At 45.1% G+C, this 21123-nt stretch carries 23 protein-coding genes and 1 pseudogene; 16 read left to right on the top strand and 8 right to left on the bottom strand.

The annotated features are described in order from the left end of the window. Window positions 1-12: 12 nt before the first annotated feature. Window positions 13-1041 (bottom strand): spore photoproduct lyase, encoded by a 1029-nt coding sequence (gene splB / locus E4663_RS17475; RefSeq protein WP_135328585.1) that lies wholly within the window; start codon window positions 1039-1041, stop codon window positions 13-15. Further along, a complete protein-coding gene (locus E4663_RS17470; RefSeq protein WP_079477500.1) occupies window positions 1035-1298 on the bottom strand; it encodes a transcriptional regulator SplA domain-containing protein in 264 nt (87 codons plus the stop codon). The genes splB and E4663_RS17470 overlap by 7 nt, the downstream gene beginning before the upstream one ends. A gap of 199 nt (window positions 1299-1497) precedes the next feature. Here E4663_RS17470 and E4663_RS17465 point away from each other — a divergent pair. Together E4663_RS17465 and E4663_RS17460 are read left to right on the top strand one after the other, a co-directional pair. Further along, window positions 1498-1971 (top strand): annotated as a pseudogene (locus tag E4663_RS17465) (GNAT family N-acetyltransferase); the annotation flags it as partial. An 88-nt stretch (window positions 1972-2059) separates the two neighbouring features. Further along, entirely contained in the window at window positions 2060-2407 is a 348-nt protein-coding gene (locus E4663_RS17460) for an alpha-helical endospore appendage domain-containing protein (protein ID WP_135328584.1), read from the top strand. Between the two features lie 86 nt (window positions 2408-2493). Here the strand turns inward: E4663_RS17460 and E4663_RS17455 are convergent, their stop codons facing one another. Continuing rightward, entirely contained in the window at window positions 2494-3681 is a 1188-nt protein-coding gene (locus E4663_RS17455; protein WP_193554865.1) for an MFS transporter, read from the bottom strand. A 435-nt stretch (window positions 3682-4116) separates the two neighbouring features. Between E4663_RS17455 and noc the strand changes: the two genes are divergently transcribed. From noc to E4663_RS17435, 4 genes are all read left to right on the top strand, one after another. Then, window positions 4117-4974: a nucleoid occlusion protein gene (gene noc / locus E4663_RS17450; RefSeq protein ID WP_079477502.1), complete on the top strand. Its 858-nt coding sequence runs from the start codon at window positions 4117-4119 to the stop codon at window positions 4972-4974. A gap of 97 nt (window positions 4975-5071) precedes the next feature. Continuing rightward, window positions 5072-5845: a ParA family protein gene (locus E4663_RS17445; RefSeq protein WP_079477503.1), complete on the top strand. Its 774-nt coding sequence runs from the start codon at window positions 5072-5074 to the stop codon at window positions 5843-5845. Next, window positions 5826-6662 carry a ParB/RepB/Spo0J family partition protein gene (locus tag E4663_RS17440; protein WP_135328582.1) on the top strand — a complete coding sequence of 279 codons (837 nt, stop codon included), beginning with the start codon at window positions 5826-5828 and terminating at the stop codon, window positions 6660-6662. Before E4663_RS17445 ends, E4663_RS17440 begins: the two co-directional genes overlap by 20 nt. A 68-nt stretch (window positions 6663-6730) precedes the next feature. Further along, window positions 6731-7438, top strand: a complete 708-nt coding sequence (locus tag E4663_RS17435; protein ID WP_079477505.1) for a DUF554 domain-containing protein — start codon at window positions 6731-6733, stop codon at window positions 7436-7438. Between the two features lie 155 nt (window positions 7439-7593). On the opposite strand, the gene yyaC is transcribed toward E4663_RS17435, so the two are convergent. Then, complete coding sequence (yyaC, locus tag E4663_RS17430; protein WP_079477506.1) at window positions 7594-8250, bottom strand: spore protease YyaC; 657 nt, start codon at window positions 8248-8250, stop codon at window positions 7594-7596. A gap of 94 nt (window positions 8251-8344) precedes the next feature. Here yyaC and E4663_RS17425 point away from each other — a divergent pair, with 94 nt between their 5' ends. From E4663_RS17425 to E4663_RS17415, 3 genes are read left to right on the top strand one after another with little or no spacing between them, the layout of a single operon-like run. Then, complete coding sequence (locus E4663_RS17425; protein ID WP_135328581.1) at window positions 8345-9364, top strand: YkvI family membrane protein; 1020 nt, start codon at window positions 8345-8347, stop codon at window positions 9362-9364. Window positions 9365-9414: 50 nt separating this feature from the next. Then, window positions 9415-10284: a mechanosensitive ion channel family protein gene (locus E4663_RS17420; RefSeq protein WP_079477508.1), complete on the top strand. Its 870-nt coding sequence runs from the start codon at window positions 9415-9417 to the stop codon at window positions 10282-10284. A 15-nt stretch (window positions 10285-10299) separates the two neighbouring features. Continuing rightward, window positions 10300-10494 carry a DUF951 domain-containing protein gene (locus E4663_RS17415; protein WP_079477509.1) on the top strand — a complete coding sequence of 65 codons (195 nt, stop codon included), beginning with the start codon at window positions 10300-10302 and terminating at the stop codon, window positions 10492-10494. 43 nt (window positions 10495-10537) lie between these two features. Here E4663_RS17415 and E4663_RS17410 read toward each other — a convergent pair whose 3' ends face one another. After that, entirely contained in the window at window positions 10538-11128 is a 591-nt protein-coding gene (locus tag E4663_RS17410; protein ID WP_206663499.1) for a GAS domain-containing protein, read from the bottom strand. Between the two features lie 289 nt (window positions 11129-11417). Here E4663_RS17410 and ychF point away from each other — a divergent pair, with 289 nt between their 5' ends. From ychF to rpsR, 4 genes are all read left to right on the top strand, one after another. Continuing rightward, window positions 11418-12515, top strand: coding sequence for a redox-regulated ATPase YchF (gene ychF / locus E4663_RS17405; RefSeq protein ID WP_079477511.1), 1098 nt, complete (start codon window positions 11418-11420; stop codon window positions 12513-12515). A gap of 143 nt (window positions 12516-12658) precedes the next feature. Next, the gene (gene rpsF, locus E4663_RS17400; RefSeq protein WP_079477512.1) at window positions 12659-12952 is read left to right on the top strand and encodes a 30S ribosomal protein S6; all 294 of its coding nucleotides are present in this window, start codon (window positions 12659-12661) and stop codon (window positions 12950-12952) included. A 12-nt stretch (window positions 12953-12964) separates the two neighbouring features. After that, entirely contained in the window at window positions 12965-13456 is a 492-nt protein-coding gene (gene ssb / locus E4663_RS17395) for a single-stranded DNA-binding protein (protein ID WP_079477513.1), read from the top strand. Between the two features lie 21 nt (window positions 13457-13477). Beyond that, entirely contained in the window at window positions 13478-13705 is a 228-nt protein-coding gene (gene rpsR / locus E4663_RS17390; RefSeq protein WP_079477514.1) for a 30S ribosomal protein S18, read from the top strand. A 103-nt stretch (window positions 13706-13808) separates the two neighbouring features. Here the strand turns inward: rpsR and E4663_RS17385 are convergent, their stop codons facing one another. Then, window positions 13809-14252 carry an Rrf2 family transcriptional regulator gene (locus E4663_RS17385; RefSeq protein WP_079477515.1) on the bottom strand — a complete coding sequence of 148 codons (444 nt, stop codon included), beginning with the start codon at window positions 14250-14252 and terminating at the stop codon, window positions 13809-13811. A 176-nt stretch (window positions 14253-14428) separates the two neighbouring features. Between E4663_RS17385 and hmpA the strand changes: the two genes are divergently transcribed. Beyond that, window positions 14429-15637 carry an NO-inducible flavohemoprotein gene (gene hmpA / locus E4663_RS17380; protein ID WP_135328579.1) on the top strand — a complete coding sequence of 403 codons (1209 nt, stop codon included), beginning with the start codon at window positions 14429-14431 and terminating at the stop codon, window positions 15635-15637. Window positions 15638-15678: 41 nt separating this feature from the next. Here hmpA and E4663_RS17375 read toward each other — a convergent pair whose 3' ends face one another. Both E4663_RS17375 and E4663_RS17370 read right to left on the bottom strand, forming a co-directional pair. Next, window positions 15679-16317, bottom strand: coding sequence for a YczE/YyaS/YitT family protein (locus tag E4663_RS17375; RefSeq protein WP_135328578.1), 639 nt, complete (start codon window positions 16315-16317; stop codon window positions 15679-15681). 115 nt (window positions 16318-16432) lie between these two features. Next, on the bottom strand, window positions 16433-18133 hold the full coding sequence (locus E4663_RS17370) for a peptide ABC transporter substrate-binding protein (RefSeq protein ID WP_135328577.1): 1701 nt from the start codon (window positions 18131-18133) through the stop codon (window positions 16433-16435). Between the two features lie 229 nt (window positions 18134-18362). Between E4663_RS17370 and E4663_RS17365 the strand changes: the two genes are divergently transcribed. Beyond that, entirely contained in the window at window positions 18363-19532 is a 1170-nt protein-coding gene (locus E4663_RS17365) for a pyridoxal-phosphate-dependent aminotransferase family protein (RefSeq protein ID WP_135328576.1), read from the top strand. Continuing rightward, on the top strand, window positions 19529-21112 hold the full coding sequence (gene serA / locus E4663_RS17360) for a phosphoglycerate dehydrogenase (RefSeq protein ID WP_079477520.1): 1584 nt from the start codon (window positions 19529-19531) through the stop codon (window positions 21110-21112). Before E4663_RS17365 ends, serA begins: the two co-directional genes overlap by 4 nt. Window positions 21113-21123 lie beyond the last annotated feature (11 nt).

Here is a 21123-nt window from a genome sequence, read left to right as displayed (position 1 = left end):
GAAGGGCTTTTTTTATGTGAAATATTCTAGGGAAGCTTCAGGGAAGTACTGGTTGATATAGCCTCCTAGTGTGCTCTTCATATCTTCTTGTTCGTCCTTTTGATAAACGTATTTACCGATACCGTAACGTCCCCATTTGTATTTGCGCTTCTCCTCATCCATCTCAAGCTTCGTCATCGGGTAGTTTTTCTGAATGACGCGTTTCGCAGGCTTCGTGAAGCGGTGTTGGATCAACTCAAACGTCAGATCCTTGGTGGCGTAGTCCGGCAATTTGGCATGTAACTTCTCAAAGAGAATACGGTAGCCCTCTTTCCAGTCGTCATATAAATAGATCGGCGCGATGATGAATCCGAGAGGGTACCCTGCTTTAGCAACTTTCGCGGCAGCTTCAATGCGGTCATCGAGGCGGGAGGTTCCCGGCTCCAAGTATTTGATAACGTAATCGGCATTCATACTGAAACGGAAACGGGTGCGTCCATTGTGCTTCGCATCAAGCAAATGGTCAACGTGGGCGAATTTCGTCACAAAGCGCAGCCGTCCGTGTTCCGTCTGGCCGAAATATTCGATGGCGTGTTTGAGCGTGTGTGTAAGATGATCGATGCCGACGATATCCGACGTACAAGAGGCTTCGAATCGTGTCTCTTCTGGAGCGCGCTCTTTCATGTATTTCTCTGCTGCTTCAAAAACCTCATCTGTATTCACATACGTCCGGATATACGGTTTGCTTCCCATCGTTGTCTGGAGATAGCAGTAGTGACAGTGCCCCATACATCCGGTGGCAAATGGAATGGCGTATTCGGCTGATGGTTTGGACGTATCGAATTTCAGCGTTTTGCGTACACCGACGACTAGTGTCGACTTTGCCATTCGGTATTTCTGAAAGTCATTTTCGCCGGGTAAATTGCGGACTTGGTTATGCGACGTCGTCTCTCTGATTTCAATTCCCATGCCTTCGAATTTTTCCTTTAGCTCTCGCCCTAACGGATAGTCCAGCGCACGGGGTTCGATATAGACTAACTCTGGTACGAAGGGTTTTACCACAGCTCTCCCTCCGATTCTACTCCGCCGCCGAATGCATCATGATAGGCACGTTCTGCTTCCCCTTCGGATGCGTAGACAGCAATGTCCGAATCGAGTGGAAAGTACGTTTCATATAAAAATAAGGCCAGATCCCCCGGTTGTTCCGGGTCTTTCACGACAGCAGCTTGTTGCACATTGGCGACGTCTCCTGTATGGGGGTTGCGGTAAATGACATACACGATATCACCAGCACGATAGTTGTATTCATTCATTTCCATTCTTCCACCTGCTTTCTTCTAATCGTAGAGTCTGTGCTCATTTTTCCACAAAATGCGGGAATTATGAGAAGGTTGTCTCTTTGCTAATAAGTGGTAACATGGAAGGAACTTGAAGGGAGAGGGTGATATGACGGTGAAATTAGAAACAGATCGACTTATGCTCAAGCCTTATCGAATTTAACAGGCAGAGCGTGTCCAACAACTAGCGGGAGATTCTGCTGTAGCTGAAACGACGTTTGTTCCACATCCATATACGCTTGAAATGGCGAAAGAGTGGATTGAGGCTCACAAAGAATGGATCGAAGCAGGCTCTGCTTATCCTTTAGCAATGATGAAAAAAGGAAATGGAGAACTCATAGGGACGATGACGCTCCGAGTGGATCACAATCATCAAAAAGGCGAGCTTGCCTATTGGGTCGGACAGTCCTACTGGGGGAAAGGCTATGCTACGGAAGCGGCCGAGGCGATGGTTGCATTCGGATTTGAGGCCCTTGAACTGAACCGCATATACGCTGCGACCTTGACGGTGAATCCCGCTTCCTCGCGTGTCATGGAAAAAGCCGGGATGAGGTTAGAAGGAACATTGAAACAGGATCTCTTCCATCGAGGCGCATTCCACGATGTAGAGTTGTATGGTCTCCTTAAGGACGACTATTCACGTGGAACATTGTAAAATCAGCTATTGTAGCATGCCACTTGTCCAAGCGGTGCTCCTTCTTTTACATAAGATGAAATTATCAAGTGAAAAAGGAGGGAATAGCATGGCTGATAAACATGAAGTGATGGATATGATTAATGAATCACATCAAGCAGTAGAGGCTCTAGGAGATCGCGGTCTTGGTGGTTTGGTTATCTTGTCTGCGCTTTTGACTGAGTTCAAATTGGCAGAGGTAATTGGAGCGGAAGCGAAGAAGGTTAAAGCGGCAGCGCATTATGTCACTCACCATTGTGATAGCGAAACGGCACTAAGTGACTTGAAAGAAATTAACGATTCTGTACAAGGTGTACTCGATCAAGTTTGTTGTCTGGAGCGTCAAGTGAACCGGAAGATCTTCCAAGGCCGTCGTCTGAGAGGAAATGTTCTCCCAGAGGAAACAGAGGAAGAATAATCTTTAAGAAACCTCAAGCCTTTAAGGTTTGGGGTTTTTCGTTTAATGAAAATAAACCTGGGGATATCGATCCCCAGGTCGTGTGATTAGTTTATTCTCTTGGATTGAACCGGGATTAGTACCCCTGCTAGAGCAACGATCGCACACCCAATGAACATTGGTGTGAATCCGTTCACGGCAATCAAACCGATTGATGTAAACACCAAAAGATCAAAGCATGAGTCCAGAATCGACAATAACGAAATCGTCGTAGCCCTGACATTCGATGGAATGACATCATTGGAAAGTTGCGAGTAAACGGGATAACGAATGGCTGTGACGAGCTTCAGCATAAAGATAATGACAAGTACAGCCGCAAGAGAGCCGTGCAATAAAGCGGCGCCTGATAGGCCGACTACCGCAATCAATCCCGTAATAAATAGCAGCACCACCCGGTCGATACGTGCTGTCATCCACCCGATGGAACGGGAGGCGATGAAGCCAATCATGGACGCGATGGCATAGACGATGCCTATCCAGAAGACAGGCAGTCCAGCATCAACGAGCAGTTTTTGATCGAACTTCGTGAAAATCGCCCCGACGGGTATGAAGACCAGCGTCACGTTAATAAACATCCATAGTACTTGCGGAGTATTACGAATGGCGCGAAGCCCGTTACGTATTTGGTCGAGCATCGGTGTCGTAATTCCACCTTGTGTTGGTGGATTTTTCACGAATAAGAGCAATAAGAACTGAACGCTCATACATAGAAGGCTTAATGTAATTAACAACCGGAACTGCGGTTCTGTCAGATCTTGAGCGAGTGCAGCCCCAATAATCACGGCAACCATCGCAACGATGAATGTAGCGGAACCGATTTGACCCATTGCCTTATCCATTAAGTGTTCTTCCTCTGATTGCTTCAATGATTCGTAAATCAGTGCTTCATCAGCACCGCTGAAGAAGGTCGCAGCAAACCCTGTTAAGAAGCTGCTCAGGAAAAACACCCAAGGTTCAAAAGCGACAAACAGTAGACTGTATCCTAAAATGGCGACGATAGACCCGACTAGGAACGATCGTTTGGCTCCGAAGCGGTCGGCAAAGACACCAGTCGGTATTTCTCCGACTAATACACCGATGCTGAAAAAGAGGAGCACGACGAGAATCAATGCTTCATCTAATCCCCGGGCAAAATAGAATAAGGTTAAGACAGGCTGCAGAAAACGGACGCTTCCGAACAGTTCTGCCCAAAATAATAAACGAATATTGTGTGATGCGAGTGTATTCTTTTTCAATGACATTTCCTCCTGCTTTCTAGTGATTCTTGGTTGCTGGATTCAGCAGGAGTGTCAGCACGGTTTAGTTTGCGTTCACCCCTGCTGATGGTGTTGAGAAGATCATTAAGTTGTTTTGCATCCTTTAATTCCTCCTTTAAAGTCTCTTTCTACTCTATTCGTCGCATCACTCGTTTCCCCTTCTTTTCATAAAAAAAGTTCGACAAAATTTCCCTCCCTTTCTCAAAGTCTCTACGTAAAAGTCGAGAGGAATAGAACATAATTCGACAGGTATTGTCTAGATTTCTTCAACCTTCAAGATACTTTTAATCTATGAAATATGATAAAATAGGAAAAGAGTAAAAAAGGCATACGTGCGCGAGCAGCCTGATGAGCCTGCAGCGCTTTTTTCTATTGGCGTATGGCTTGAAGCGTATAAAGGTGGTGTGTCTGATCGTGTTACATCCTTTTGGTCGATTGTTCGGGCTTGGGGACAAACCGGAATCAGAGAATAGCAACAATGAGGAAGGATACAACCCAGATGAGGTAATGCAGATCCCTGTTGATCTGGTTCAACCCAATCGTTATCAGCCGCGAGCGATTTTTAACAACGAGAAGATCAGTGAACTTGCCCAGACGATACATACGCATGGGATGATTCAACCGATCGTTCTCAGAAAGTTGAATGAGACCGAGTATGAATTGATCGCCGGAGAAAGACGTTGGCGTGCCGTTCAATCACTCGGATGGGAAACGGTTCCTGCGATCATTCGCGAAATGTCCGACTCTCAAACAGCGTCTGTTGCGCTGATTGAGAACTTGCAACGTGAAGAGCTTACTGTCATCGAAGAAGCGGTGGCTTATGCGAAGTTGTTACAATTACATGAGTTGACTCAGGAAGCTTTAGCTCAGCGATTAGGTAAGAGCCAATCGACGATCGCGAATAAATTACGTCTCTTGAAACTGCCGGAATCCGTCCAGCAAGCGGTGATGGATAAGAAGATTACAGAACGTCATGCCAGAGCCCTGATCGCTGTGAAGGACCCAGAAGTACAAGAAAAGATTCTCAGTGAGATCATAGAAAAACACTTGAACGTAAAGCAGACCGAAGAGCGGATTGCCAAACTGAACGAGCCGAAACAGAAGAAGAAGAAACCGACGCTCAAAGGCGTCAATAAAGATATGCGGATTGCGATGAATACGATTCGCCAGTCGTTGGATATGGTCCGGGATACAGGAACGGATCTTGAGACAAACGAAGAGGACCACGACGACTACTATCAAATTACGATTAAAATCGCGAAGAAAAAATAGTTTCTTTTGACCCATCTTGTTATCGCAGGTGGGTCTTTTCTTAAACTTAATCCGATTTTTCACTAAAAAATGGTCATTTTAAAAGGCGGGTGTGGTCATGGGAAAGGTCATTTCGATTGCAAACCAAAAAGGCGGTGTCGGTAAAACGACGACAGCCGTCAATTTAAGTGCATGTCTTGCTTACTTGAATCATAAGGTGCTGCTTGTAGATATCGATCCTCAAGGTAACGCGACGAGCGGTCTTGGTGTAGAGAAGGCTGATATGGATATGTGTATCTACGACATTTTGGTAGAGGGAACAGAGCCGAAACAAGTATGTACCCAGACCCTCGTGGAAAATTTAGATGCGATCCCTGCGACGATTCAGCTGGCGGGAGCGGAAATCGAACTCGTCCCGACGATTTCGAGGGAAGTACGTTTGAAGCACGCCATTGATGAGTTGAAAGAAGTGTACGACTACATCATTATCGACTGTCCACCCTCTCTTGGACTATTAACGCTGAATGCGCTTACTGCGTCTAATAGCGTATTGATTCCTGTACAGTGCGAGTATTATGCTTTAGAGGGGCTCAGTCAGCTTCTGAATACCGTACGACTTGTGCAGAAGCATTTCAATAAACAACTGATGGTCGAAGGTGTCTTGCTTACGATGCTCGATGCGAGGACAAACCTCGGCATCCAAGTGGTTGATGAAGTGAAAAAGTACTTCCAGGACAAAGTCTATCAGTCTATCATTCCGCGTAATGTACGGCTAAGTGAAGCTCCGAGCCACGGAAGACCTGTCATTTTATACGACGCCAAGTCCAAAGGAGCAGAAGCATATTTAGAATTAGCAAAGGAAGTGATTCAGGATGGCGAGAGGGTTAGGTAAAGGGTTCCAAGCCTATTTTCCGGAAGATGAAGTGAAAGAAGAAGAACAAGTACACCACCTTTCGATTGAACATTGTCGTCCCAATCCTTATCAACCTCGATTAACATTTGATGACGAAGCGATTCACGAGTTAACGCAATCGATCCAAGAGCATGGCATCTTGCAGCCCATCATAGTCAGAAAAAGCATCAAAGGCTATGAAATTGTTGTAGGAGAACGCCGCTTCCGTGCTGCGAAACGGGCGGGCCTAGAGAAAGTGCCTGCATTGGTGCGCGAATGGACGGATGAGCAAATGATGGAGCTAGCTCTACTCGAGAACTTGCAGCGCGAAGACTTGACGCCTATTGAAGAGGCGAAGGCGTATCAAAGTCTGCAAAGTGAACTCGGAGTGACCCAGGACGAGCTGTCCGAACGTCTTGGCAAAAGCCGCTCCCATATTGCAAACTTGATCCGTTTACTATCGCTTCCATCTGAAGTCATTCAAAAGATCAATGACGGTGTTCTCTCGATGGGACATGGACGCGCCTTGCTCGGTTTGAAGAAACGGGAAGCCGTTCTTGCGATGGCTGAGCGAATCGAACAGGAGAAGCTCAGTGTCCGTCAGGTAGAGCGTCTCATTCAGGAGATGACACAGCCGAAGAAGAAAAAGAAAGTCTCTCCGAGAGATGTCTTCTTGCAAGAACGCGAAAATACGTTGAAACAGCAACTCGGAACAGGCGTCAAAATTCACAAAGGCAAGCGCAAAGGGAAGATTGAAATCGAATTTATGAATGAAGAAGACTTGGAGCGCATTTTAGATTACTTCCAGACGGAATGAGGAACCTGGTGCCGTGAAAAGCGCCGGGTTCTTTTTTCTTAAACATATACATATAGGAGAGAAAGATCATGGTATTACTCGGAACATTGGTAAATGGCTTGTGCATTATGGTTGGGACGTTACTCGGTCTCTTCTTCACTAAAATTCCGGAGCGCTATAAAGAAACCGTAATGAGTGGTGTGGGACTTGTTGTCATTTTGATCGGTTTACAAATGGCCTTTGAAACAGAAAGTATTGTGGTGGTGCTGATTAGCTTGCTGATCGGTGCCATCATCGGGGAAGCTGCTCATTTGGAAGAGCGGCTGGAGTACATCGGCCGTTGGATCGAGCGTAAATTTACGAATCCAGAGTCATCATCCAGCGTGGCGCAGGGCTTCATCACGGCGTCGCTTATTTTTGTGATAGGTGCTATGTCGGTCATTGGAGCCCTCGATAGCGGACTCCGGAATGACCATGAGGTGTTGATCACCAAAGCGATTATCGATGGATTTGTCTCGCTTGTACTGACATCGACGCTAGGAATCGGCGTGATTTTTTCCGTTATCCCTGTTGTGTTGTACGAAGGATCGATCGCTCTCTTTGCTACGCAGATCAATCGCTTTGTACCACAAGAGTTGTTGGACTTGTTTATTGTAGAAATGACAGCTACTGGTGGTCTGATGATTGTGGCGATTGGACTGAATATGTTGAAGCTGACGAAGATTCGTGTGGCGAACTTGCTGCCGGCATTAGTAATGGTAGGGATTGTACTTGCGGTCGCTCAATCGTTTTCCTAATGCGGTAGTTGTACCAAGATACCGATAATTTGTACTAATAATGGACTGATTTGTACCAATACTTAGCAATTATGTACCAAAGTCAGTGCGTTTTGTACCAAAGATCGAATAATTTGTACCAAAAAAAGCATCGGAGGCCTCTCCGATGCTTTTTTCTATAGCGTTCCATCCATTCTCGGTTTGCCCGCTTTTCCAAACAGGGATTCGCGCTTCGTTGCGGCAGTGAATGCCTGGACAGGGGACGTTTCCAGTCGGATACGACGACGTTCTGTATCCGCGAGCTGAATGGCGGCGGCTACTTTAGCTGCCATCTTCATTACGACGTGAAGGCGTGTATTCTGCAGGACGACATGTTCCATGAACCCACTCACATTCACCATTCCACTGATATGAAGGTTTCCGATGGGCGGGAGATCCTTTTTCAAAGCAGAACCAGGGGACAGAGTCCCTTTCCCAAGGACGACGGAGCCAACCGAAGTGGCGCGACCGAGGCAGGCATCGATGGCTAAAATATAGGGGTTCGGGTGTTCATCGTTCATTGTTTGGACGCGTTCTTTCAAATTTAAAGCATGTAACGGATCCTCAAGCGTACCATAGACGTGGAAGGTCTCGAGGGTCTGGTCCTGTAACATAGACCCGACAAGAGGTCCGAATGAATCTCCTGTGGAACGATCGGTCCCGATACAAGCAATAACGACCTCTCTGGACGGAGGAAGCCATTCATTCAAGTAGGTACTCAACGTATCGCTCATCATCTCTTCCTCAATGTTGACTCGGCGTTCATCGTTTGAAAACTTGTCCTTAAGATTCATAGCTTCTCCTCCAAATTCATAGTAGTAACAGTATATAGGGATGTCCGTCATTCTATACATGTGCGCGGCAAATACATAGAGGTGGAGGAAGGTCATGCTTAAATCAGGATTGAAATGGATGTTTCTCATCATTGGGACGATTATAGGTGCAGGTTATGCATCTGGTCGTGAGTTGTGGCAGTTCTTTGGACAAGATAGCAATTTAGCGATCCTATTATTCGCCCTCATGTTCACCTCGTGTTGTTACACCATTATGTCGATTAGCTACAAAAAGCAATCCGGGCACTATCTCCCCGTTCTTCGTGCGATAGTAGGCAAGCATTTAACCGGTATTTATGACTGGATGATCATCATCTATTTGTTTACGACAACTGTCGTAATGCTTGCCGGGAGTGGAGCAACGTGGCAAGCGTTTCATTTTTCCTATCGATTCGGTGTTCTCGTGATTGCAATTCCCTTGATTCTCCTATTCATTTGGGACGTCAAAGGAATCGTCATCGTCAATAGCTTTGTACTCCCGCTTCTCATCACCGGATTGCTCTTCGTTTTGATCTTATTTATCTCTGATCAGGACTTGTCCTTATTTGGACACGTTATGGAAACGAGCAATTGGCTCTCTGCTTTTCCGTTTACGGCTTTGAATATCCTTCCGCTGGTTGCGGTTCTCGGAGCGATCGGCAACCAGATGAAACATAAGGGGGAAGTCTGGATTGCGAGTATTGGAAGTGGGGTGTTGATTGGTGCTATTTCCTATCTTTACAACAATAGCCTTATTCAAATATCAGAAGAGATTATATTATATGAAATCCCCTTATTTGCGATTTTAAAACACTATCCGTACGAGATGATGCTCTTTATGTCGGCTATGCTCTGGATTGCCATCTTTACAACCGCAGCATCCGGGACGTTAGGACTGGTGACAAGGTTCCGTGAATACGTCAGACAACCGCTTTGGATCTTGTCGATGGGGATGATTGCGATCATGCTTCCGTTCACTTCTTTCGGTTTCTCAACGTTGATCCAATATTTGTATCCTCTATATGGCCTATTGAATTTATATGTGCTTGTCGCATTGCTTGTACATCCGCTTATTTCCCGATTCAAAATCCGGTAGAAACCTGTTAGAATAGATTTCATATTCCAGGTCATACAGGAGGGAACCGGGTGGAAGATGCAAAAAACAAAGTGGATGAAGCGACCGATTATATTTTAGGGCCAGATCTATGGATTACGGTTGGGTTAGGCGCCTTGAAAATTTTCTTCATCCTTGTAATCTCCTTTTTAGTGATAAGAGTAGGCCGTCGGTTAATTACGAAATTTTTTGCGAACCGAACCAAAGGGCCTTTTAAGATTTCACAGAGGCGGGAGTCTACTTTAAGTAAACTGGTCGCCAATGCGTTATCTTACGTAGTATATTTCATTGCGTTTATTATGATTTTAGAAACGTTCACGCTTGAAATTGGAGCATTGTTAGCTGGTGCCGGGGTTGCCGGGCTTGCTATTGGTTTCGGTGCCCAGAACCTCGTTCGCGATATCATATCCGGTTTCTTCATCATATTCGAGGATCAATTCTCCGTCGGTGATTATATCCGGACGTCCGGAGTCGAGGGGTTTGTGGAAGAAGTAGGCCTAAGAACGTGTAAAGTGAAAGCTTGGACAGGCGAAGTGCATATTCTGCCGAATGGTAACGTCACCCAAGTCACCAATTACTCCATCCATAACAGTATTGCTGTCGTTGACGTGAGTGTGGCATATGAAGAAGATATTGAGAAAGCAGAGCGCGTCATTGCAGATCTCTTGGAGGAGCTGCCGGAACGGTACCCTTCCATGCTGGACGTGCCTCAGCTTCTTGGGGTTCAAAGTTTGGGGGCTTCTGATGTCGTCATGAGAATTATCAGCGAAACTGTACCAATGGAGCATTGGATCATCGCTCGTATGATTCGTAAAGAAGTGAAGAACCGCTTAGATGCAGAGGGCATCGAAATTCCGTTCCCTCGTATGGTGATGTATTCGAGACAAGACCAAGAAGCGTAAAGGAGGTCGACACGCATGGCAGACTATCAATTGAATGACATTGTCGAGATGAAAAAACCCCACCCATGTGGAGAGAATCGTTGGAAGATCATCCGAATGGGCGCAGATATCCGCATCAAGTGTGAGGGATGCGGGCATAGTGTGCTCATTCCACGTCGTAAATTCCAAACGAAGATGAAGAAAGTCTTAGAGACTGCTGAACAAGAATAAAAAAGAGGCAGGTGTTAGAAATGACACCTGCCTCTTTATTCGTTTAGTTGACTTGAATAGTGATAGTATTGGTTTTGAGTCCAAGCATCCGTTTTAGTTCATCCGTAATGGAGAATTCGAATTCCTTGCCAGACGGGGTATCGGAGAAAATGAGAGAACGACTGGACGAGAGTGTTCCGTCACTACCTGATGTTTGATCTGGTTTCTCGGATGAGAGTATAACATGATCTAGTAGACTCCCTTTTGGAGCGAACTGCATCATTTCACCTGGTAATGATACCGAAGGCTGTTTACTTGTGAGCGTTACTTCTACATCACCACTTTCGACGTCCATTACGCCATTCTCAGGGACTTGTTCTCCGTTTATAGTCAGCTCCATGTCTGTCTGCTTTTCCATTACGGATTTTATTTGCCTATCATTCAGCATAGAAGCGATTTGTTCCGTAAGGCTTCTATATTCCTCTGTCTGTTGTTCGTATTTCTCCATATCCCGTTGTTGATCTTCAATCGTTTCTTTTAATCGCTGATTTTGTTCCTCTAACTCTAATACTTTCTCATTTTTAAGTGGCTTAGCATCCGAGGTGGCACTGCACCCATAGAGCAATGCCGAAACGATGATCCATAGGGTCATCATCAAGAATCTCATTCCATCTTCCCTTTCTTTCTCTGCAAGAGTTATAGCAAGTTTTTCCTCTATGGGATTAGACGACTGACCTTTGTTGTTCGTTTCAACTTGTTAAAGATTAAAAGTTATGGTGAAAAAACGATTCAATTCAGTTATTTTCTCTAACGAAAAAGGGAAAACAGAACGTAGGAAGCGGTGTGTTTTTCCTTTTTGATTGGTTGTTATTTTCTAGTACAGTATCTATAATTGAAGAGACTAACATGCATGTATGTAAATCCTTAAGGAGTGAAAGTCTTATATGGCATTAACAGCAGGAATCGTAGGTTTACCGAACGTAGGGAAATCTACGTTATTTAACGCAATTACGCAGGCAGGAGCTCTATCAGCGAACTACCCGTTTGCCACGATCGATCCGAACGTAGGAATCGTGGAAGTACCGGATAGTCGTCTGGAGAAGTTGACCGAGCTTGTAAATCCGAAGAAAACAGTCCCGACGGCTTTTGAATTCACCGATATCGCGGGTATCGTCGAAGGTGCGAGTAAAGGGGAAGGACTAGGTAACAAGTTCTTGTCTCACATCCGCCAGGTAGACGCGATCTGTCACGTCGTTCGTGCTTTTGAAGACGATAATATTACGCACGTTTCCGGTCAAGTCGACCCGATTTCAGACATTGAAACGATCAATCTAGAATTGATTCTGGCTGACCTTGAAACCGTACAGAAGCGTCTTGAGCGTGTAGCGAAACTTGCACGTCAAAAAGACAAAGATGCGCTGGCAGAACAAACGGTGCTCGAGAAGCTTAAAGAAGCATTAGAAGCAGAGACACCTGCCCGTGCGGTGGAATTCTCTAGCGATCAGGAGAAAGTTGTAAAAGGCCTTCATCTACTAACTTCGAAGCCGATCCTCTATGTAGCCAACGTAAGTGAAGATGAAATTGGTGAAGCGGACAATGAGAAAGTGAAGCAGATCCGTGAGTTTGCAGACAAAGAAAACGCAGAAGTCATTGTGGTTTGTGCGAAGATCGAGTCTGAAATCGCTGAGCTTGAAGGCGATGAGAAAGAAGAATTCCTAGAAGATTTGGGAATCGAAGAGTCTGGTCTTGATCAGTTGATCAAAGCGACGTATAACCTTCTCGGACTAGCTACGTACTTCACAGCAGGCGAGCAGGAAGTACGTGCTTGGACCTTCAAAGAGGGCATGACAGCTCCTCAATGTGCTGGTATCATCCACACGGACTTCGAACGAGGGTTCATTCGTGCTGAGACGGTATCCTACGACGACCTTGTCGATGCCGGAACAATGGCCGTTGCCAAAGACCGTGGACGAGTTCGTTTAGAAGGTAAAGAGTATCTTGTGAAAGATGGCGACGTTATCCATTTCCGTTTCAACGTATAAAGCATAAATCAGGTTCTTCCGTTAAAGTATTGTATATCTTGGACAACTTTGTTATAATACTTCATTGTGAGTAATTAAAGATGTAATTACTCCTTGCTCCTTTACAAAAAGGAGCCGCTAAGTCCATAAGGAGGTGAAAACGGATGAGTAGAAAATACGAAATCATGTATATCATCCGCCCAGACATCGAAGAGGAAGCTAAAACGGCTGTCAAAGATCGTTTCAGCAAAATCCTAACTGATAACGGAGCGGAGATCGAAGAAGTTAAAGAAGTAGGTAAGCGTCGTCTTGCTTACGAAATTAACGACTACCGTGATGGTATCTACGTAACCATCGACTTCGCTGGTACAAGTGAAGCGATTAACGAATTCGACCGTCAAGCGAAGTTCACGGATGATATTATCCGCCACATCGCTGTACGCGAAGATGACAAATAAGGAGTGATTCTGATGTTAAATCGTGTCGTTTTAGTCGGCAGATTGACGAAGGATCCTGATTTACGCTATACGCCAAATGGAGTCGCTGTCGCCAACTTCACAATTGCGGTAAACCGTCCTTTCTCGAACAAACAGGGCGAGCAGGATGCGGACTTTATCAACTGTGTAGTTTGGAGACGAGCAGCTGAAAACTTAGCGAACTTTATGAGTAAAGGTAGCCAAGTCGGTGTAGACGGACGTCTACAGAGCAGAAGCTTTGATAACCAGGAAGGCAAGCGTGTGTTTGTAACAGAAGTTGTTGCAGACAGCGTACAATTCTTAGAATCCAAAGGTTCTTCCCAAGGTGGAGGAAACCGCGGAGGCTCAGGATACCAACCGAATCAGAATCAACAACCATCAGGAAATAACTTCGGTTCTAATAACAACAACCAACAACGTAACGATGATCCTTTTGCAGACCAAGGGGAACCCATCGATATATCAGATGACGATTTACCATTCTAAAACAGAAAGGAGTGACGCTACATGGCACGTCGTGGACGCGGAAAACGTAAAAAGGTGTGTTTCTTCACAGCTAACGGAATCACACACATCGATTTCAAAGATACTGATTTGCTAAAACGTTTCGTTTCTGACCGTGGAAAGATCCTTCCTCGCCGAGTAACAGGAACGTCTGCTAAATATCAGCGTAAATTGACGAAAGCGATCAAGCGCTCTCGTCAGATGGCTCTACTTCCTTACTCTACTGAATAAGGGATAGCGCAAAAAGAGTGTTGAGGTCTTTTAAGACTTCAGCACTCTTTTTTTTATGAAACTAAAAAAGTGCCGTCTATGAAGACAGCACTCAAAAAAGAAATTATTCAGTTGAAATCCCCATTAATTCCCTCAGTTCATCCTGGTTGGTAAGCAAATCAGCTAGCGTATAAGAATCCACTACTTCTAAGAAAGCTCGCAAAGCATCATGAAGAACATGTTTTAACTTACAGGCTGGAGTAATGACACAATAGTTCGTTGCGCAATGAAAACATTCCAACAAATGAAAATCATCTTCCATGGCACGTACAACGTATCCGATATTGATTTCTTTGGGCGGCTTAGCAAGACGGATGCCTCCTGATCTCCCGCGAATCGTTTCGATCAAGGACAACTTATTCAATTCGTGAATGATTTTACCCAAGTGGTTCTCCGATATATGAAAAACCTCTGAAATCTCTTTCTTATTCGCAAGCTCCCCTTCATTCTTGGAAGCTGTGTACAGGAGGACGCGTAGTGCATAATCTGTGTATTTTTTTAACCGCATGTGGATCTACCCTCGTTTACCAATTTTAAATTCATCTTATCATAAGAATCGACGGATTTCTTTCTCTTTGTTTACAAAATGGACATAAAAGATGTATTTAGGATATTGCTTTTAGTGGTGGAATCTCTTTATAATAAAGGTGTATTTATAATACATCTTTAAAGGAGTGCTGTTTTATGACCCAACGTGTCCAGCAACCGTTAGATGAACAGACTATTGCAACGATCAAATCGACTGTGCCTGTTTTGAAAGAGCATGGGGAGACCATTACGAGTCATTTTTACAAACAATTATTTGAAAATCATCCTGAATTGAAAAATGTTTTTAACCAGACCCATCAAAAGGCAGGGGAACAACCGAGAGCACTAGCGAATACTGTCTATGCCGCTGCTCTTCATATCGATAACCTTGGAGCTATTCTTCCACGCGTGAAGCAGATCGCGGAGAAGCACCGGAGTCTGAATGTACAACCAGAACATTATCCGATTGTAGGAGAACATTTATTAGGGGCGATTAAAGAGGTCCTTGGTGATGCTGCGACAGACGACATTATCAATGCTTGGGGTAAAGCTTACGGAGTAATCGCGGATGCATTCATTCAGGTAGAGAAGAACCTTTATAAAGAAACGGCCGATCAAGAAGGTGGCTGGGTCGGTTACCGTGATTTCAAAGTCGTTCAGAAAAAAGAAGAAAGTGAAGAGATTACTTCCTTTTATTTAAAGCCTTGTGACGAGGGGGCTGTACCCTATTTCAAACCTGGCCAATACTTAACAGTAAAAGCAGAGATCGATGGAGAACCACATGACCACTTGAGACAATACAGTTTATCCGATGCACCTGGTCAGGATTATTTCCGGATCAGTGTCAAAAAAGAAAGAGAAGGTAGAGGACCTGCTGGAATCGTATCCAATTGGTTGCACAGAAACGTATCCGAGGGGGATGTGCTTCCGATTAGTGCACCTGCTGGAGATTTTTACTTAAACGATACAGAGCGCCCGGTAGTATTCTTAAGTGGAGGTGTCGGTCTTACTCCTTTAATGAGTATGTGGAAAACGATGAAGCAGTATTCGGATGAGCGGCAAGCCTTCTTTATCCACGCTGCAAGGAATGGACGTGTGCATGCTTTAAAGGATGAAATGAAAGCCAAGGAGGCAAACTTCTATACGACCGTATTTTATGAGCAGCCGGGACCGGAAGATAGAAGTTATGATCGAGAAGGGCGGATTGACTTCGGTTGGCTTGAGCATTATGTACCTAGAGAAGCTGATTTTTACTTCTGTGGTCCGGAAGGTTTTATGAAAGCGGTGGTGAAGTCTTTACGTGAATGGGATATTCCGGAGGATCGCCTTCATTACGAGTTTTTTGGTACACAAGCACAGTTATAAAAAGAGAGCAGGTACCCCTAAGGGGCCTGCTCTCTCTTCGTTTAAGAGTCTTGATATACCGTTGTATGAGAAAGGAAGAAACGTCGGTCGAATCGGTCGATATACATCATGAAGCGATGGATGATCGCCCCGCTGAGCAAGGCGATAAGCACTGTACCGATACCGATTGCTCCACCAAATATGGCAGCAAGCAGAACTAATACAATGCTGATGACGACTCGTGAGAACGAAATAGACCAGCCTGTCAGCTGTTTGACGACAAGCATCATACGATCGAAAGGGTTCGGGGCGAAATCAGCCTGCAGATTGATAGCAATCCCTAAACCTGAGATGAGTATCCCGAGAATTAAACAAACCCATTGGCCGGTTAGAGATTGCGGAACAATTGCATCCTGAACAATCAGGAGCCAGAAGTCGATCCCACCACCGGTGAGGAGTGAGGTGCCGATCGCGAACAATTCTGGCCTTTTTTTACTGACGATAGAATTGAATACGATCATGCTGAACCCGACCACGATCTCCCAGCTCCCGATGGTAAGTCCGAAAGTGCGATACAACCCGACTAATAAAGCGTCGAATGGGGAGGTACCTAAACGGGACTGGATCGTCAAGGCGATGCCGAGTGCCAGTAACAGAATGCCAGTTACATAGAAGAAAATCCGTTGATAAGAACGTTTCACCCGAATCCTCCTTTCTTTTTAAATCTCTGATTTGGACTATACGCTTTCTTCTGGATTGTTTCAACCATAAAAAAGCAGTCGCGATAGTATCGCGACTGCTTCTTCTATTACTATTTTATTCTTCTACGTAAGCCCACTTGAATTCGAATTCAGGACCTGTAGCTGTTGTGAATACTCCCTTGATCGATGGACGGAATAGCTGTGCTTTTGCATCTTGATAGATTGGGGCAACAGCTGCGTCTTCTGTTAGAAGTAGTTGTTCTGCTTCCAGGAATGCTTCATAACGCTCATCTGGTTTCTGAGCAAGTTCACCGTTCGCTTTCTCGATCAGTGCATCGTAATCAGGGTTAGAGTAGTTCATGTTGTTGTTTTGACCATCTGTAAGGTACATGTTCAAGTACGTGTTAGGGTCGACGTAGTCAGGTCCCCATGTAGCTGCTTCGATTTCGAATTCAGAAGCACTGTCACGACGTACACGTTCTTTAAATGGTACTTCTACGACTTTGATTGTAAGACCGTCTAGTTTGGATTCTAGCTGATCTTTGTAGTAAGCCATAACGTTCTTAGATGTACCAGTGTCATCACCCATTAGCTCGATTGTAACTTCGTCTTGTCCAAGCGCTTCTTTTGCTTTAGACCAGTGTTCTTTTGCTTTGTCTTCGCTAGATTCAACAAGTGGTCCTTGTGCATCACGGAAGTCTTCTTCGCTATCTGGCATAGAAACGAAGTTGGACGGTACATAACCTTCTGCAGGAACAGAACCGTCATTTAAAATAACATCTACAAGAGACTGACGATCGATGGCATAAGAGATCGCTTTACGTGCATCTACGTTTGCAAGCGCTTCGTTTGCATCTTGGTTGAACTTCAAGAAGTATAAGTATGGTTTCTCAGCGATATTGAATGCTTCCTCCGTACGGTACTTGTCTACGAATTCAGCGTTTAGTTCTGTTTGATCGATTTGATCAGATTCATACAAGTTTACGCCAGTTGCAATTTCTTTAATGACTTTAGCGTCAATTTTCTTAAGTTGAACCGCGTCTGCGTCCCAGTAGTCTTCGTTCTTCTCTACTGTCCAGCCTTCGCCGTGGTTCCATTCTGTCATTTTGAATGGTCCGTTAGAAAGTGTGTATTCCGCTTCTGTAGCGAATTTGTCACCGTGTTCTTCAACGAACTTTTGGTTAAGCGGCATGAATGTTACGAATACCGTCATGGATTGGAAATATGGTACTGGTTTTTCAAGTTGTACTTCTAATGTCTTTTCATCAACAGCTTTAACTCCAAGTTCTTCTATGTCTGCTTCTCCGTTACTGACAGCTGATGCATTTTTAACAACGCCGCCAAGGAAGTAAGGGCCGTATTCACTTCCGACCTCAGGGTCTACTGCTCTTCTCCAAGAATATACGAAGTCATCTGCTGTTACAGGGTCTCCGTTAGACCATACAGCATCTTCACGAAGGTTAAATGTCCAAGTCAGGCCATCTTCACTTACAGATGAATCGACTGCCATACCTTCTGTTAATTGACTATTTTCATCTAGACGATAAAGACCTTCGATCGTCTCGCCGGCCCATTGGAAACCAACGGAGTCGGTAATGAGTGATGGGTCCATACTAGGAATTTCACTTTTCGCTGTTACGGTAATTTCTTGTGTGCCACTCGCCTCAGAAGATTCCGTATCTTCACTTGATTGTTCGGTCGAGTCGCTTTCTTCACCATTCTCTGTGTTGGCGTCTGAATCTCCTCCACTACATGCTGCAAGTATTAGAACAGCGAAGAGTGTGAACAGCAGCCAAAGGCTTTGGTGTTTTCTCATCGTGATTCCCCCTAATTGATTTTCAAATTTTCTAAAAATAACTACTTTTCGAATTATACATATGGATGCATAAATTTTCACCCTATTCTGAGAGAAAAAAAAGAAAAAAAGTCATAAAACTGAAAATTCGAATTAGATTGACAACGTTCGTTCTTTTGATAGCATTAAGGAATATCATTTTTATTTCTATCTTAAGATAGAAGGAACTTATGAGGAGGGTGTTTGTGCAGTGAAGCGTGAATGGGATTTGTTGCATACGCCTGGTCCTACACCGATTCCACCGAGTGTAGAACGGGCAATGAACCAACCAATGATCGGCCACCGTGGGGAGAAATGTAAAGAATTGATCCAATCGATTGCCCCGCGTTTAAAGCCTGTTTTTAAGGCCGAACGAGACGTATTGATTTTGACAGGGAGTGGAACCTCGGCGCTGGAGTCGGCCGTGGTAAACACGACGAATCCAGGAGATGAAGTTGTTGTAGTCGTTGCCGGTTCATTTGGGGATCGCTTCGCCAAGATCTGTGAAACGTATGAATTAGTTGTCCATCGTATCGATGTAGAATGGGGCAAAGCAGTCGATGTTGCTGAAGTGGAAGATGTATTACGCGCGAACGGTGAGACCAAGGCTGTTTTTCTTACGCACTCTGAAACTTCCACGGGAGTGATGCATCCGATCGAAGCAATTGCTGCACGAGTCAATGAAATCAGTGAAGCGCTTGTGATTGTAGACGGAGTTTCTTCGATTGGAGGCGCTACATTAGATATGAAACGCTTTGGAATCGATCTCTTAGTCACAGGCTCTCAAAAAGCGATGATGCTTCCCCCAGGACTTGCGTTCGTAGCGATGAGCAATCGTGCTTGGGAAAGAATTCAAACGACGAGTCGTCCACGCTTCTATTTAGACTTACGTTCCTACGAGGGTCGGATCGGAGACGGACAGACACCGTTCACCCCAGCGCTTTCCCTTTTATTTGGACTTGAAGAAGTGTTGACGTTGATCGAAGAGGAAGGTGGCATCGACAGTGTGGCTGAACGTCACCAATTGATGCAGAAGATGACGCGTGAAGCGTGCAGAGCGTTGCAACTTCCATTGCTTACAAGTGATGAAGAGGCATCCACCACTGTCACTTCCATTCACCCTCAAACGTTTGAAGCGGAACAATTACGAAAGCTGGCGAGAGAAGAATTTGGACTGATTCTTGCAGGTGGTCAGAAACATTTGAAGGGTGAGATCTTCCGGATAGGTCATATGGGATATACTCGACCGGCCAACGTGCTTCAATACATTAGTATTCTAGAGATCATATTGAAGCGATTAGGTCATACATTCGAACCAGGGGCAGGTACCGCAGCTGCCCAGGAAGCTTACTTAGATGCAACAAGGGAGGGGAAAGCATGAAGCGCGTATTGATATGTGACCCATTAAGTGAAGACGGCATCCGTCCATTGCTGGATGCTGAGGAAATTGAAACCGTAGTTCAGACGTCAATGAGCCATGAGGAACTGTTGAAAGCTGTGAAAGATGTGGAGGCAATCATTGTACGAAGCCAAACACAAATCACGGAAGAAGTCATGAAGCACGCCCCCCAGTTGAAAGTGATCGGCCGTGCTGGTGTCGGTGTCGATAACATAGATGTGGATGCTGCGACCGAACACGGGGTAATCGTGGTCAATGCTCCAGACGGAAATACGATTTCAACGGCAGAGCATACAATGGCGATGTTGATGTCTTTAGCCCGTAATATCCCGCAAGCGTACCATCAGCTGAAACAAAAGCGCTGGGAACGTAAGAAGTTCGTCGGTGTGGAATTAAAAGGGAAAACACTCGGCATTGTCGGGTTCGGACGTATCGGTCGCGAAGTCGCCCAAAGAGCGAAGGGCCACCGTATGAATGTCATTGCCTTCGATCCTTTTCTCAACGATGAGAAGGCGGAGAAAGTTGGCGTGCAAAACGGATCGCTCGAAGAAGTGTTGAAAGCTGCGGACTTCTTAACTGTCCATACTCCTCTGATTGAAAAAACGAAGCACCTGATAAATAAAGAAGCAATCGAATTGATGAAGCCAGGCGCACGAATCCTGAATTGTGCACGCGGAGGCATCATTGAGGAAGATGCTCTGCTTGAAGCGATTCAATCTGGAAAAATAGCCGGTGCGGCGCTTGACGTTTTTGAAGAAGAGCCGGCGACAGAACACCCTCTTCTCGATTTTCCAGAGGTTATTGCGACGCCACACCTCGGGGCGAGTACAGTCGAAGCACAAGAGAACGTTGCTACCGACGTAAGCTATGATATTCTCGAACTCTTAAGAGGCGGAACGGTTAAAAATCCGGTAAACCTTCCATCCGTTTCATCCGAGATGATGGAAAAACTATCACCTTATTTCCGACTCTCCGAACAACTCGGTGCCTTTTTATCCAAGGTCGTCGAAGGAACGCTTGAAAGAATACATGTCTATTATTCAGGCGAATTACTGGACGTTGATACGATGCCGCTTACGAGGATTTCAGTGAAAGGTATCCTGAAACGTCACATCGGAGAACGCGTAAATGATGTAAATGCTTTCCGGACGGCTTCTGATAAAGGCATAGAAATCAATGAACAGAAGTCGACCTCCACAAAAGGCTTTACTAATCTGATTACGGTTGAAATTGAAACTGATCAGGAGAAACGAAGCATTGCAGGGACTTTGCTGAACGGCTTAGGTGCCCGAATCGTTCAACTCGATCATTATTCGGTCGATGTCGTCCCAGAAGGTCACCTGATCGTCATACAACATACAGACCAACCTGGTGCGATCGGACGCGTAGGAAGTCTGTTAGCAGGACATGATATGAACATTGCCACGATGCAGGTTGGACGTACGAATCTCGGAGGAGATGCGGTCATGGTTCTAACTGTAGACAGGGAAGTAGAAGGCAAGTGTCGTGAAGAGCTCGCAGGCATTGCGGATATTCGAAAAGTGAAGTGCTTGAATCTATAGACTGGAGCGGC

The sequence above is a fragment of the Halobacillus salinus genome (assembly GCF_004684905.1).
GTDB lineage: Bacteria > Bacillota > Bacilli > Bacillales > Halobacillaceae > Halobacillus > Halobacillus salinus.
Note: the sequence above shows the minus strand (reverse complement) of the source record. Positions and strands in the feature narration are given on the sequence as shown.